This window comes from Candidatus Sulfurimonas baltica (genome assembly GCF_015265455.1).
Classification (GTDB): Bacteria; Campylobacterota; Campylobacteria; order Campylobacterales; family Sulfurimonadaceae; genus Sulfurimonas; species Sulfurimonas baltica.
Map to the genome: position 1 here is coordinate 346,368 of NZ_CP054492.1, position 13,955 is coordinate 360,322.

The following is a 13,955-nucleotide window of genomic DNA, read 5'->3' on the forward strand; positions in this document are numbered from 1 at the left end:
TTTGTAGAATATATAAATGGATAAATATATAAAATTTTCGGTAATTATTTTTTTCGCAGTGTCCTTCTTTATTTTTGGATGGTTGAGTCATACTGCGTACAAACCTGTTCATAAAATTGAGATGCCCTCTTTGCTCGAAACAATAAAAAAAACAAAACTTCTTAACGTTGTGCTTCTAAACTCCCCCTCAACTTACTACATAGGTCCAAATGAAGCTCAGGGATTTGAGTATGACCTTCTCAATTCATACGCCACAAGCGTGGGGGTAGAACTTAATATTACAACAGCCAACACGACAAAAGAGGCAATAGAACTTAGTAAAAGCCCAAATATACATATAACGTCTGCATCCTTGGCAAAAACAAAAATGAGAGAGAAAAATTTTAATTTTGGTCCGTCATATTTTGAAGTACAAGAACAAGTTGTCTGTTATAGAGGGATGTTATGGGATGGAGTATTTCCAAAAGATGTAGAGGATTTAGCAGGACTTAGAATAATAGTCGGCGAAGACACCAGCTATAGCGAGACAATTCAAAGACTGCAAGAAGATGGCTTTGACATAAATGCAAGCTTTACATCTGAATTTTCCACAGAAGAACTTTTAGAGAAGGTAGCTTCAAATGAGATAGACTGCACTATTGCTGACTCAAACATATATTCTATAAACCAAAGGTATTTTCCAAATATTGCACTTGCCTTTGCTATAAGCAACAGAGAGCAGCTAGCCTGGGTTTTAGCACCAAATTCCAAAGAACTTGAAGCTAATATGTACTCTTGGCTGAATGGATTTAATCAAAGTGGTGAAATGGCACGACTAAAAGATCACTACTATAGTTTTGTACAGTTTTTTGATTATTACAATACTAAAATGTTCTATAAGCATATTAAATCAAGATTCCCAAAGTACAGAGACTATTTTAAAGAGTTTGGCAAAAAATACAACATACCATGCTCAGTGTTAGCAGCCCAATCTTACCAAGAGTCGCATTGGAATCCTAATGCAAAAAGTTTCACCGGAGTAAGAGGCTTAATGATGTTAACCCTCTCTACGGCAAAACAGTTGGGGGTCAAAAACAGACTAGACCCAAAAGAGAGTATAGTTGGCGGAACAAGACATCTAAATCAAATGATTAAAAATGTCCCTATTGAAGTGATGGGGGAAGATAGGCTGAAATTTGCACTCGCTGCCTATAATATTGGAATGGGGCATGTTCAAGATGCACAAACATTAGCCAAAATAATGGGTTTAAACCAAAATATCTGGAGTGACTTAAAAAAGGCATTACCACTGCTATCACAAAAAAAATATTATAAAAAACTAAAACACGGATACGCAAGGGGGAGCGAACCTGTAAAATATGTGGACTCTATATATGACTATAGAGGCATATTAGAAAATGTCATAGAACAATAAATAACATTCATGTGGGAAAATAAGAGACATTTAGGTAAAAAATAAATTTATTTAGATAAAATACTTTTCAAAGACCAATATTATATAAAAAGAGAAAAATCATGTTAAGTTCAGATATGTCCATCAGCAAAAAGATTCATATTCCGTTAATAGTTGCCATATTAATAGGCTTTATAGTAGTAGTTGTAAATTATTTTTTCTCTATTAACGAGATGAAGAGTGTTGTTTATAAGGAACAGGACCAATCACTGAGAATGGATTATCAAGAGGCTATAGAGACAAAAGAGAGTATTGGCTTGACCAATGCTATAAACATATCTAAAAACAACAGTGTTATTATGGCATTAAAATCTAATGACAGGAGCATAGCTATAAGTGGATTGGAATCTGTCTCCAAAGAGTTTAAAGATAGCACAAGTTATAAAAATATTAAAATACATGTGCATGATGCTAACGTCCATAGTTTTTTAAGAGCATGGAGCCCTGAAAAATTCGGTGATGATTTAAGTTCTTTTAGAAAAACAATTGTAAGCGTGAAGGATACAAAAAAACCATTAGTAGCAATAGAGCTAGGTCGTGCAGGATTTGTGCTTCGCGGTGTAGCACCAATTATAGATAATGAAAAATACTTGGGTTCAGTAGAATTTATGCAGGGGTTGAACTCTGTAGTTAAAAGAGCAAAAAAAGCCAAGGGGTATGATATGGTTATTCTGATGAATAATGAGTACCTTTCAATCGCCAAAGCTCTCGCTTCTTCCCCAAAAACTGGAAACTATACGCTGGCAGTTAATGAGAACATTATAAACAAAGATTTTTTCAATGACTTGAAAAATATTGATGTTACTAATGTTAAAGAGCACCAAATTACAGACAAATATCTTATAGTATCCGAACCTATTAGAGATTTTTCAAACAATATAGTAGGTTATTCTGTAGTTGGAAATGATATATCAAAAGTGCAAGCGATTGTTTCAGAGTCTGAGAAATCATTAATCCGTCAAGTATATATTATGGCAATATTAGACATATTTGTTTTACTGTTTCTGTTTATGATTATTAAAAAAGCTATTGTTGCCCCGATACTACAGCTTGACCGTGTCGCATCAGACTTAGCCGAGGGTGATGCAGATTTATCTAAAAGGCTACCAGTTCTCAGCAATGACGAGCTAGGAAAAGCAAGTGCAAGTCTGAATATCTTTTTTGATAAAGTTGAAGCTTTGGCAAATGAAGCACATGATGAGAAACAAAAAGCTGAAGACGCAGCAAGAGAAGTTATAGAGAGTATGGAAAAAAATAAACTTACACTGGCAATCTCTGAAAGTATGCTACACGGTGCATTTGAAAATACGAACAACCTTCGTGAAAGCATGAAGACTAATGTAGATAACGTAAATGGAGTAAATGAGCTAAATGTACAAACAAGCGGTGTAATTAAAAGAGTAACAGAATCAACCAGTGAAGTTACGGAATCAATGTCAAATATTACCGAGATGATTAGTGAGTCTAGAATCTCTTCAGAGCAGTTAAGCTCCAATGTTGAAGAGATATACAGCGTAATAACATTGATTAAAGATATTTCAGACCAAACAAACCTTCTTGCGTTAAATGCTGCGATAGAAGCCGCACGTGCCGGTGAACACGGGCGTGGGTTTGCTGTTGTAGCCGATGAGGTTAGAAAGCTGGCTGAGAGAACGCAAAAAGCTACAAGTGAAGTGGAAGCAAATATAAGTGTATTAAAGCAAAATGCTACAAGCATGAATGAAAATAGTGAGAAAATAGAAGAACAGGCTATTGCATCTCAAAATACATTGACTGAGTTTAGTCAAACGCTTTTTGAAATGGTTTCAAATGTAGAAAAAATCAAAGATGAAAGCAGTGTTATTGGACATGAGCTTTTTGCGAACATGATTAAATTAGATCATATGGCTATTAAAAACAATGCATATTCGGCAGTCTTAAATAACAAAAAGAGCAGTGATGAAATAGCTGATCACACAGCTTGCAGAATGGGTAAATGGTATCAAAATGAAGGTAAAAAACGATTTGGCCATATAGGTTGTTTTAAAGACATGGAAGCTCCTCACAAAGATGTACATGTAAACTTATCTAAGATAAATAGTTTGATAGGCAAGAGTGAAAATGCAAATCAGATTATAGAGTTGTTTAAAGTGACGGAAGAAGATTCTAAGATTCTATTCGGGCTTCTTGACCGTATGGTCAAGAAGTAATACAAAGAGGCTCTTAAAGAGCTTCTCCCTCTTTGCCGTTAGCTAATCCACTTAAGAATGTCTCCATATCGTACTTAACTCTATATTCTGGAGTCATTATATGGATAAGAATATCCCCTAAATCAATAACAACCCAGTCACCGCTCTCATCAACATTGTTAAACCTCTCTACTGCTTTTAAATCGGTTTTTAAATGGTCAAGAAGAGCCGTTGTATGTCTTGAACCCAATGATGAAGCAATTATTGCATAATCTACAAAGTAATTTTTTTCACGAAGATCAAAAACTTCAATCCCCTCCGCTTTGTTTTTGTCTAATATGTCTGTTATTCTTTCTATTCTGTTTTGCAATTGTTTTCCTTGTAGTATTTATATATCTCTTCTGCACTTGTTTTAGGTAATTCTGATAGTTCCACACGCTCTCTTAGTCTTGTTGAAGATATTTTTTTATCAACATCAAGTCTTAGAAAATTTGGCGAAATTTCTATACCGTCCCTTGGAACAACCACAAAAGTAACTAGCTCTTTTAACTCATCATATCTATGCCACATGTTAAGTGAAGCGAGATTGTCAGCGCCTATAACGAGGTATATTTTTTTATAACTCTTTAGTAGATATTTAACAGTCTCAATAGTAGGAACCGCTTTGGCCTGATCAACTTCATAGCTAGAAATCTCAACATTTTTATAATCACTGAAAATCTCTTTTAGCCACTTCAGCCTAAGAGATGAGGGGGCATAAAATTTAGATTTAAATGGATTTAAAAATGTTGGCATAACGATAATCTTCTCAACATCTTTGAAGTTTATCAAAGCTTTAACAATAGCCTCGTGGCCGACATGCGGCGGGTCAAATGACCCGCCAAAAAGTGCAATAGTTTCCATATTTAAAGCGAATTATAGCTAAGTTTAGATAAAATTACCGAATTTTAATTTTTAATCATAGTAGGAAATTTAATGGCACTTAAAATAGCAATTAATGGCTTTGGTAGAATCGGTCGCTGCGTAGCTCGTATAGCTGCTACCAGAGATGATATCGAAGTAGTAGCTATTAATGATTTAACAAGCACAGATATGATGCTTTATCTGCTAAAAAACGATTCTGTTCATGGAACTTTCAGTAGTAGTGTTGAACGAATAGACGATGAAAACATTTCTATTGATGGAAAGAAAATCAGAGTTTTTTCTGATGGAGATCCAAAAAATTTGAAATTTGCTGAGTGCGGAGCTGATATGGTTCTTGAGTGTACCGGTGTTTTTTTAACACAAGCGTTCGCTCAGATGCACCTTGATAACGGAATTAAAAAGGTTCTTTTTTCAGCCCCTTCAAACGACACGGTAACAGCGACTTTCGTTATGGGTGTTAATGAAAATTTATATGATGGTCAGACAGTAGTCTCAAATGCCTCTTGTACTACAAATTGTCTCGGTCCTGTTGCAAAAATTTTAGATGACGCCTTTTCAATTGAAAAGGGTCTTATGACAACTATTCACTCATACACAAATGATCAAAACCTTTTAGATGTAAAACACTCAAGAGAGAAACGTAGAGCAAGAGCTGGTGCTATAAATATGATACCAACAACAACAGGTGCGGCAAAAGCTATTGGTTTAGTTCTCCCTAATCTTATAGGTAAGCTTCATGGACAGAGTGTTCGTGTACCAACGCCGGACGTATCTATGGTTGACTTAAATGTGGTGGTGAAAAAGAAAACAACAAGAGAAGAGGTAACTGCTGTATTTAATGAGATGGCAAACAGCTCACTAAAAGGTATTCTTTTGATGGACAAAGAGATGAGAGTATCCCAAGATTTTGTTGGCTGCCCTTATAGTGCTATTGTAGCTGAGGATTTAACGCAGGTTATTAGTGGTGATATGATTAAAATCATGGCTTGGTATGATAACGAGTGGGGATACTCCAATAGACTGATAGATATGGCTCTTCATATCTCGAAATAAACGTGAATTATAAAATAAAGGAACTTGTATGGAATTGTTAAACATTAAAAATTTAGATTTAGCCGGTAAAAAAGTTTTTATAAGATGTGATTTTAATGTCCCGATGGACGAATTCGGAAATATCTCAGATGATAGAAGAATCCGCTCAGCGCTCTCAACTATCAGCTTTTGTTTAGACCATGGATGTGCAGTTATATTGGCCTCACACCTCGGTCGTCCAAAAGGTGAGGTAAACAAGAAGTACTCTTTGCAGCCAGTTGCCAAAAGAATTCAGCACCTTTTAAAAAGAGATGTTATTCTATCTAAGGATGTTGTCGGTCCAGATGCAATTGAAAAGGCGAAGTCTCTAAAACCGTCAGAAGTTTTACTTTTGGAAAATCTTCGTTACGAGGCTGGTGAAACAGAGAATAATAAAGAGTTATCCGAGAAACTTGCTTCAATGGCTGATTTTTATATAAATGATGCGTTTGGAGTAAGTCATCGTGCTCACTCTTCGGTCGAAGGAATTACGTATTTTTTTGATGCGCAGCATAAGGCAGCCGGGTTCTTGCTTCAAAAAGAGATAGAGTTTTTCTCAAAACTGATTGAAAATCCGGTGCGCCCTTTTGCTGCTATTATTGGCGGATCAAAAATTTCAGGAAAATTAGAGGCATTAACAAACCTGCTTACAAGGGTTGATAAAATAATTATCGGCGGAGGAATGGCATTTACATTTTTAAAGCAAATGGGGTACGATATCGGCGCTTCACTTGTAGAAGATGACCTTCTTGAAGATGCACAGCATATTATGGATGAGGCAAAAAGACTCGGTGTCAAGTTTTATCTGCCTGTTGATGTTGTAGCAGCTGAGAAATTTTCAGAAGATTCAATCAGCAAGGTAGTGCCTGTTCAAGAGATTCCGAGTGGATGGATGGGGCTTGACATAGGACCGGCAACAGTTAGACTTTACAGAGAAGTATTGGGCGATGTTCAAACTGTACTATGGAATGGGCCTATGGGTGTATATGAGATGGATAAGTTTGCTCGCGGCTCCAATAAAATAGCTCACTATGTTGCGGATAGTTATGCTACAACTGTTGTTGGCGGTGGAGATACTGCAGATTTGGTTCAAAAAGTTGGAGTTGATGAAGAGATGAGTTTTATCTCAACTGGCGGAGGGGCTACTTTAGAGCTTCTTGAGGGTAAAATATTGCCGGGCGTTGCATCACTAATAGTAAAACAGGGATAAATAATGATAATAGCAGCGAACTTAAAGACTAATCTTACAAGAGAAAAAACAGACAAATATATAAACGAAGTTGAGAATTTTTTAAATCAACATGGCATCTCGCAAGAGGTTTTAGTTTTCCCTGCACTCTCTAGCCTAAATCTACATGTAGGAAAAGTAACTGTTGGTGCGCAAAATGCTTATCCGGCTCAAAATGGTGCATTTACCGGTGAAATTGGCAATGAGCAGTTAGAAGAGTTTAATATAAAAACTATTTTAATCGGTCACAGTGAGAGACGACATGTAATTGGTGAAACACAAGCGGAGGTAGTTAAGAAGTTTAATTTTTACAAAGAGTTAGGGTTTAAAATAGTTTACTGCATAGGCGAATCATTACAAATTAGAGAAGCTGGAGATAAGGTTATGATGAACTACTTATCTTCTCAATTTGAAGGTATAGACTTAGAGTATGAAAATCTTATACTAGCTTATGAACCAGTATGGGCAATAGGAACAGGGCTGACTCCAACATTAGAAGATATTGAATCTTTGCACTTGAAATTAAAAGAACAATGCAAGGCGCCTCTTCTTTATGGAGGTAGTGTAAAAGTTTCAAATGCGGAAGAAGTTTTAGCTTTAAATGGTGTTGATGGTGTTTTAGTTGGAGGTGCTTCGTTGAATAGCGATGACTTTTGTACTATGGTTAAATATGCTCAAAATATAGAAAATAATAAATAAAGGAATATATAGAATGATAATGAAGGGTAAAAAAGGTCTTATAGTAGGACTTGCAAATAACAAATCAATCGCGTATGGTATAGCTGAGGCTTGTGCAGAACAAGGTGCTGAAATGGCATTTACTTATTTAAATGATGCTCTAAAAAAGAGAGTTGAACCAATAGCTAAACAGTTTGGAAGTGATAAAGTTTATGAGCTTGATGTATCAAACGAAGAACATATGGCAGGAATTGCAGAACTTATAGAAAAAGATTTTGGCAAGATTGATTTTCTTGTTCACTCTGTTGCATTTGCTCCAAAAGAAGCACTTTCAGAGCCATTTATTAAAACTACAAAAAAAGCATTTCAAATAGCTATGGATGTTTCTGTATATTCCCTTATTGACTTAACAAACCGCTTAGAATCAGTATTGACCGATGATGCATCTATTCTTACTCTTTCATACCTTGGTGGACCAAAGTATATAGTTAACTACAACGTTATGGGTGTTGCAAAGGCTGCCCTAGAGTCAACTGTTAGATATATGGCTGTTGATTTAGGTAAAAAAGGACAAAGAGTTAATGCAATATCTGCTGGTCCTATCAGAACATTAGCTGCTGCTGGTATTGGTGACTTTAAACAAATCCTTAATTGGAATGAAACAAATGCGCCACTAAAAAGAAACGTTACTACAAAACAAGTTGGTAACTCTGCTATGTATCTTTTAAGTGATTTAGCTTCTGGTGTAACTGGTGAAATTCATTATGTAGATAGTGGATACAATGTTATGGGTATGGCTGCTGCTGAGCAGACTGAAGATGGGAAAACTGTTCTCTCTTGGGATTTGAGAAAATAACTACATGTAGCCTCTATTATATTGAGGCTGCAACCTGCAATTACTTTATATTTCCAATAACCGGCAAAGCGTTCATTTTTTTTACATGTGAAGCCTCAGCTTCATCATTTATGTGAGCTTTGTTATATACAGAAGCTTTATCTATAAACTCTTGAATAGTAAACTCTCTATCCTCATCTTTATTTGTCTCTTTTATTTTCTCATCTTTTTCAATGGTTGGTGTCCAATCTTTTTCAACCCAACTGTCCATTGTGTTTTGCAAGAAACCTTTTTCAGTTTTTTCTTCTTTTCCTGCAATAGTGTTTAATGCTTTATTTTGAGACGGATTTGCTCCATCAACCTGACTGCAGCCATTTAGCAGTATTGTTACTGATATTATTAGTGCTATATTTTTCATTTTGTAAGTATACTATAATAAGTTAATTATAATTTAATAATAACATCAACTTAATTTAAAGTTTATTATGACATAATTCCGACAAGATTAATTCTAGGAGAATATATGAAATTAAAAAGATTAAGTTTAGTGGCAGTAATGCTGATAGGTTCAAGTGCATTTGCAATTGAGAACACAAAGGTATCTGGTAATGCAGAGTTGTATTATGGAACACAAAGTTCAACTGAAAATGATACAGATATGTTTAATAAAGATTCAAGTTATACGAACTTCGCAGCTCGTTTAGATTTGACTACTGATTTAACTAAAGGTGTATCTGCTGGTGTTGGTATGCAAGTTGTTACAACACTTGGTGTTGAACACAACTTAGTAGATTCTGTATGGTCAAATGCACATACTGCTTCTGCTTCAACAGGTGCAACTTTTCACTCTGCATTAGGTGGTAATTTACAAGTTGATTCAGCTATGTGGTTTGATGAAGTATGGTTAGCAGGTACTGCTTTTGATACAACTTTAAAAATTGGTCGCCAATCTTTAGATACACCATTAGCATTTACAGAAACTTGGGGAGTTGATAAGAATACTTTTGAAGCTGTTGTTTTAATCAATCAGTCTCTTCCAAATACAACTATTGTAGCAACATATATCGGTAAGTCAAATGGTTCTGCTGATGATATGTCAAGTAATAGAGAAAACAATGCGTCTAACAATTTAAATGACTATGGTGCAGCAGCTGCTGGTTATGTTTCAGCAGATGGTTTATTTAATACATTTGGCGTTCAAGGTACATATGCATTTGGTTTAGTAAATAACTCTTTTAAACCACTTACTGTTCAAGCTTGGTACTATGATATGATTGATTTAGCTCAAGCGTATTGGCTACAAGCTGATCTAAACTTAGATGGTATTTTAGTTGGTGCTCAATATGCAAGTACAGACTTAGATGATAATGCAAATCTTGGAACTTTAACTTCTTTTGCTCCAATTGGTGCAAATACAGAAGCTACTACAGCTTATTCGGCAATGATTGGTTATGAAGCTAAAGATGTTGTAACTGTTAAGCTAGCATATTCTTCAGTTGATGAAGATGGTACTCTCGGTGTTGCTAATACTGCAACTGGTTCTGTTGCTACTATTGGTGGTGTATCAAAACTTTATACTGAGATGAGATGGAACTATGGTAATGTATCTGCAGTTGGTGCTGATACATTCGCTATCACTGCCCAAACTAAAGTTTCTGACATAGATCTATTTTTAGGTTACTATGATACTGATATAGAAGCAGGTAGTGCTACAGTTCAAGCTGTTCGTGGTTTTGCTGCTAGAGAATTACAAGAAGTTGCTTTTAGAGCTTCTACATCTTTTGGTCCACTAGATACAGCGGCAGCTATTATTTATGCTGATAATGATGAAGTTGGTACAGCGAGTGATGCTGAAAGTATAGACCTTCAACTTTACCTAACATATAACTTTTAATAATTTTCACTTCAGTCCATCTTCCCTTTCCTCTTCCTTTTGGGAAGGTGGACGCCATTTAAACTTCTATTACTACTCACATTAAATAAGAACTTAATCTTTATACTACTAGTTGATTAAAAATTAATCAATATATAGTAGTTATAATACTCAGTAGCTGTTATACTTTCCCCATCAAACAATCAAAGGAAGAAAAATGAAATTAACTAAACTTAGTATAGCAGCAGCTTTAGTTGCAACAATGGCGTTCGCTGAAGAGGCAAAATCAGAAATAGAAGTTAGTGCAAATATGGCAATGGCAAGTAACTACATTTGGAGAGGTTATTCTCAAACAGCAGATACTACAGCAATTCAAGGTGGAATAGATGTGTCTTATAAAGGTTTTTATATAGGTACTTGGGGTTCAAATGTTAGTGATGAAGTATATAGCGGTGCTACAATGGAATTGGATCTGTATGCTGGTTATGCAGGTGAACTTGGAAAGTTAAGTTATGATGTAGGTGTATTAGAATTTACTTATAATGGTAATTCTGACAATAACTTTGCAGAGGCACACCTTACTTTAGGATACGATTTTGATGTTATAGCAATTAGCGGAACTTACTATGCGGGTATTAATGGTACTAACGATGCAGATTCTGATACTTGGGAGGCTGGTGTCTCAATCCCTCTTCCAATGGACATATCTTTAGATGCAACATATGGTGATTATAAGGATTATGGAAAGTATGCATCGGTTGGGCTAAGTAAGTCATTTGGCAAATTTGATATAAATGTTATGTATGCCGAATACAATGATGATTTTGACAGTAGTGCAGATGAAGAAAATGTCGTTGTTACAATAGGTACAAGCTTCTAATCACCATGCTCAGGCTAGCCTGGGCATGTTTTTTTTATTCTCCTGCATCCACTATCCTTTTCCTGTTTTTTAGGATGGTGGGTATTTAAACTATTCTTTGGCTATAATTCTTCACATGTACACACTAATCAAAAAACTTTTTTATATCATTTTTATGCTACTCATTATTTCTGTTATCTCATTTTTGGCTATTCATGCAGCACCAAATAGTTTTTTTGCAGCGGGTGAGCTAAACCCAAATATGACTGAGGAGGCAATAGCTGTTTTAAAAGCTGTTTATGGACTTGATAAACCTCTACATGTACAATATATTGACTGGGTAATCAATATTTTTAGTCTGAATTTTGGAATCTCTTTTGTCTCTGGTCAAGACGTTGGTTCTGAGATACTTAAACGGCTTCCAGTTACTCTGATTATGAATATTACAGCGCTTGTTGCAGTATTTGTTATATCTCTCTATCTGGGGATAAAATCGGCTTTAAATTATGAAAAAAAGATGGATTATCTAATAAGACAGATTTCATTAATTTCATTTTCAATGCCCTCATTTTATTTAGCACTTCTTTTTATAATATTTTTCTCTTTAAACTTAGATATGTTTCCAATATCAGGACTTCATTCAATCGAACCACAAATAGGCATATTGTATTATCTTGATATGGCTTGGCATTTAGTTTTACCGGTTGGAGTTATGATATTTGTTGGACTTGGAAGTATGATTATATATGTACGCTCACTTACTTTAGAGATATTAAAGAGTGATTACTACTACTTTGCATTATCTCGCGGGCTAAACAAAAAAGAGCTGCTTCGCTACTATATACTTCCAAATTTGCTTCCTCCAATTGTCACACTATTAGGACTTTCTCTACCCGGGCTTATAGGTGGTAGTGTTATTTTAGAGTCAATTTTTGGTATAGAGGGGATGGGACAACTATTTTTTATGAGTGCTTTGAGCAGAGATTATCCTATAATAATGGGTACTTTGATGATAACAGCATTTTTAACACTTTTAGGAAATATGATTGCGGATTTGTTGTTGTTGAAATTGAATCCGTATATGAAAAGATGATAAATTAAATTAGTATGATTTATCTGAGCTGATAAGCTCAGTCTTTAGTGGCCATAGCGGCCATAGAGAAGACAAAGGGAGTTATTCCTTTGTCGGACTAATTATGAAAATAGTGCTTCAAGTGCATCAACACCATCTTTTGATTCTTCAATCGTTCCATCTTCACTAGTAGTGCCACCACTCTCTACTAGTTCAATATTTAATCCACTTAACATAGATGCTAAACGGATATTTATACCGCTTTTACCTATAGCTTTTGACTTTTGATCTGATGGAAGTGTTACGATTGCTCTTTCGGCTTCACCTTTTTCATTTTTAATTATCTCAACATTAGAAATAATTGCAGGAGCCATAATTCTTGAAATGAAAAGCTCTGGTATTGATGTATATTCAATACAGTCAATATTTTCGCCAATAAGCTCAGCACTTACAGCATTTATACGAACACCTCTTACACCGACAGTTGCTCCGACTGCATCAACTTGAGGATGAGTGCTTAAAAGAGCAACTTTAGCTCTCTCTCCAGGAATTCTTGCACAACCCTCTATGATAACTGCACCATCTGCAATTTCAGGTACTTCCAACGCTAATAGCTCTTCAAGAAATTTAGGAGAAGTACGTGAGAGTTCTATCTGTATACCATTCTCCTTATCCATATTTACTCGGCGTACTACAGCTTTCATATGATCGCCTACTTTAAATAATTCACCTTTTATACGACTTTTCATTGGAAGAATAGCACGCACTTCGTCAACTTCTATGTATGTGGAGTTCTGAGCATCAACCCTTGTAACACGGCCAGTTACGAGTGTGCCTATTTTAGATTTATACTTATTGAACATCTCATCTTCAACTAGTCTCTGGATATGGTACTCTATTTCACGGTGAAGTTGAGACGCAGCAGTTCTACCATACTCTTCTAACTCATGTGGAATTTGAAGCTGATCATCAAGCTCTACTTGATCATCATATTCTTTTGCTTCTGATATAGAAATAAAAGCAGGTGCTATCTCTTCATCTTTAAGTCTTCCATCATCATCTGAAACAACAGTAATTGTTTGAATAATATCTAATGTTTTAGTTTCATTGTTAATTACTGCCTCAAAAGCAAACTTATTGTCGATTACTCTTTTTGCAGTTTGAATAAATGCTGTTTTTAGTGCCTCTGTTACTTTCTCAGGTGCAAGACCTTTTTCGTGAGCAATTGCGTCAATAATGTCTAGTATTCTTTCCATTAATATTCCTTGATTTTATTTATAAAAATGAAGGCTTCCTTCATCTAGTTATTTAATAAAGAAACTAGGTCCCTTTATATGCGCTTTCACCGCTATGGTGACCAAAGACAGCCCTTTATTAAAGGCAAATTTTATGATTTACTCATAAAAAACAGTGTTAAAATTTTGTGGGATTTCTTATGAAGTGTGAAATTATACCCAAATTTGATAAAATCATCTTTAATAGATTTTTTAGTAGATTTTGTATATAATGCAAGACTTTTACAATACTAAAAATATTAAGGATTACATTATGGATTTAAAATTTGCAAGAACTGATGTTGCATCAAAACCGAAGAAAGTTGATTTAGCTAAACTGGAGTCTATTGTTGAAAAAGATGATAGTGTTATTTTCTATTTCGATAAAGAGAACTCTCATAAAGATTTGTTAGAACTTCAAGACCATTTTGAAGCAAAAGGCAAAAGCTTTTACATGAGTGAAGTTAAATATGGTCTTGCTGATAGTGAGTACATGTACCAAGTTCACATTATAAAATAG

The 13,955-nt window shown here is 35.1% G+C and carries 14 protein-coding genes; 10 read left to right on the plus strand and 4 right to left on the minus strand.

All coding sequences use genetic code 11. The annotated features are described in order from the left end of the window. The first annotated feature begins 16 nt into the window (after positions 1-16). Together mltF and HUE88_RS01700 are read left to right on the plus strand one after the other, a co-directional pair. Positions 17-1,414 carry a membrane-bound lytic murein transglycosylase MltF gene (gene mltF / locus HUE88_RS01695; RefSeq protein WP_194370489.1) on the plus strand — a complete coding sequence of 466 codons (1,398 nt, stop codon included), beginning with the start codon at positions 17-19 and terminating at the stop codon, positions 1,412-1,414. Positions 1,415-1,515: 101 nt separating this feature from the next. Next, positions 1,516-3,642 carry a methyl-accepting chemotaxis protein gene (locus HUE88_RS01700; RefSeq protein ID WP_194370491.1) on the plus strand — a complete coding sequence of 709 codons (2,127 nt, stop codon included), beginning with the start codon at positions 1,516-1,518 and terminating at the stop codon, positions 3,640-3,642. A gap of 13 nt (positions 3,643-3,655) precedes the next feature. Here HUE88_RS01700 and rsfS read toward each other — a convergent pair whose 3' ends face one another. Together rsfS and nadD are read right to left on the minus strand one after the other, a co-directional pair. Continuing rightward, complete coding sequence (rsfS, locus tag HUE88_RS01705) at positions 3,656-3,991, minus strand: ribosome silencing factor (protein ID WP_194370493.1); 336 nt, start codon at positions 3,989-3,991, stop codon at positions 3,656-3,658. Continuing rightward, entirely contained in the window at positions 3,976-4,524 is a 549-nt protein-coding gene (gene nadD / locus HUE88_RS01710; protein WP_194370495.1) for a nicotinate (nicotinamide) nucleotide adenylyltransferase, read from the minus strand. The genes rsfS and nadD overlap by 16 nt, the downstream gene beginning before the upstream one ends. Before the next feature lie 72 nt (positions 4,525-4,596). Here nadD and gap point away from each other — a divergent pair, with 72 nt between their 5' ends. From gap to fabI, 4 genes are read left to right on the plus strand one after another with little or no spacing between them, the layout of a single operon-like run. Then, positions 4,597-5,598, plus strand: a complete 1,002-nt coding sequence (gene gap, locus HUE88_RS01715; RefSeq protein WP_194370497.1) for a type I glyceraldehyde-3-phosphate dehydrogenase — start codon at positions 4,597-4,599, stop codon at positions 5,596-5,598. Between the two features lie 28 nt (positions 5,599-5,626). Then, positions 5,627-6,826, plus strand: a complete 1,200-nt coding sequence (locus tag HUE88_RS01720) for a phosphoglycerate kinase (protein ID WP_194370499.1) — start codon at positions 5,627-5,629, stop codon at positions 6,824-6,826. A gap of 3 nt (positions 6,827-6,829) precedes the next feature. Beyond that, positions 6,830-7,543, plus strand: a complete 714-nt coding sequence (locus HUE88_RS01725) for a triose-phosphate isomerase (RefSeq protein ID WP_194370500.1) — start codon at positions 6,830-6,832, stop codon at positions 7,541-7,543. Between the two features lie 13 nt (positions 7,544-7,556). Continuing rightward, positions 7,557-8,378, plus strand: coding sequence for an enoyl-ACP reductase FabI (gene fabI / locus HUE88_RS01730; protein WP_194370502.1), 822 nt, complete (start codon positions 7,557-7,559; stop codon positions 8,376-8,378). Positions 8,379-8,418: 40 nt separating this feature from the next. On the opposite strand, the gene HUE88_RS01735 is transcribed toward fabI, so the two are convergent. Further along, on the minus strand, positions 8,419-8,775 hold the full coding sequence (locus HUE88_RS01735; protein ID WP_194370503.1) for a hypothetical protein: 357 nt from the start codon (positions 8,773-8,775) through the stop codon (positions 8,419-8,421). A 105-nt stretch (positions 8,776-8,880) separates the two neighbouring features. Here HUE88_RS01735 and HUE88_RS01740 point away from each other — a divergent pair, with 105 nt between their 5' ends. The 3 genes from HUE88_RS01740 to HUE88_RS01750 all read left to right on the plus strand — a co-directional run bounded on the left by HUE88_RS01740 (position 8,881) and on the right by HUE88_RS01750 (position 12,182). Continuing rightward, positions 8,881-10,251, plus strand: a complete 1,371-nt coding sequence (locus HUE88_RS01740) for an OprD family porin (protein WP_194370505.1) — start codon at positions 8,881-8,883, stop codon at positions 10,249-10,251. A gap of 196 nt (positions 10,252-10,447) precedes the next feature. Further along, entirely contained in the window at positions 10,448-11,110 is a 663-nt protein-coding gene (locus HUE88_RS01745) for a TorF family putative porin (RefSeq protein ID WP_194370506.1), read from the plus strand. A 115-nt stretch (positions 11,111-11,225) separates the two neighbouring features. Continuing rightward, on the plus strand, positions 11,226-12,182 hold the full coding sequence (locus tag HUE88_RS01750) for an ABC transporter permease (protein WP_194370508.1): 957 nt from the start codon (positions 11,226-11,228) through the stop codon (positions 12,180-12,182). A 101-nt stretch (positions 12,183-12,283) separates the two neighbouring features. Here HUE88_RS01750 and nusA read toward each other — a convergent pair whose 3' ends face one another. Beyond that, positions 12,284-13,417: a transcription termination factor NusA gene (nusA, locus tag HUE88_RS01755; protein WP_194370509.1), complete on the minus strand. Its 1,134-nt coding sequence runs from the start codon at positions 13,415-13,417 to the stop codon at positions 12,284-12,286. 292 nt (positions 13,418-13,709) lie between these two features. Here nusA and HUE88_RS01760 point away from each other — a divergent pair, with 292 nt between their 5' ends. Continuing rightward, positions 13,710-13,955: an HP0268 family nuclease gene (locus HUE88_RS01760; RefSeq protein ID WP_194370511.1), complete on the plus strand. Its 246-nt coding sequence runs from the start codon at positions 13,710-13,712 to the stop codon at positions 13,953-13,955.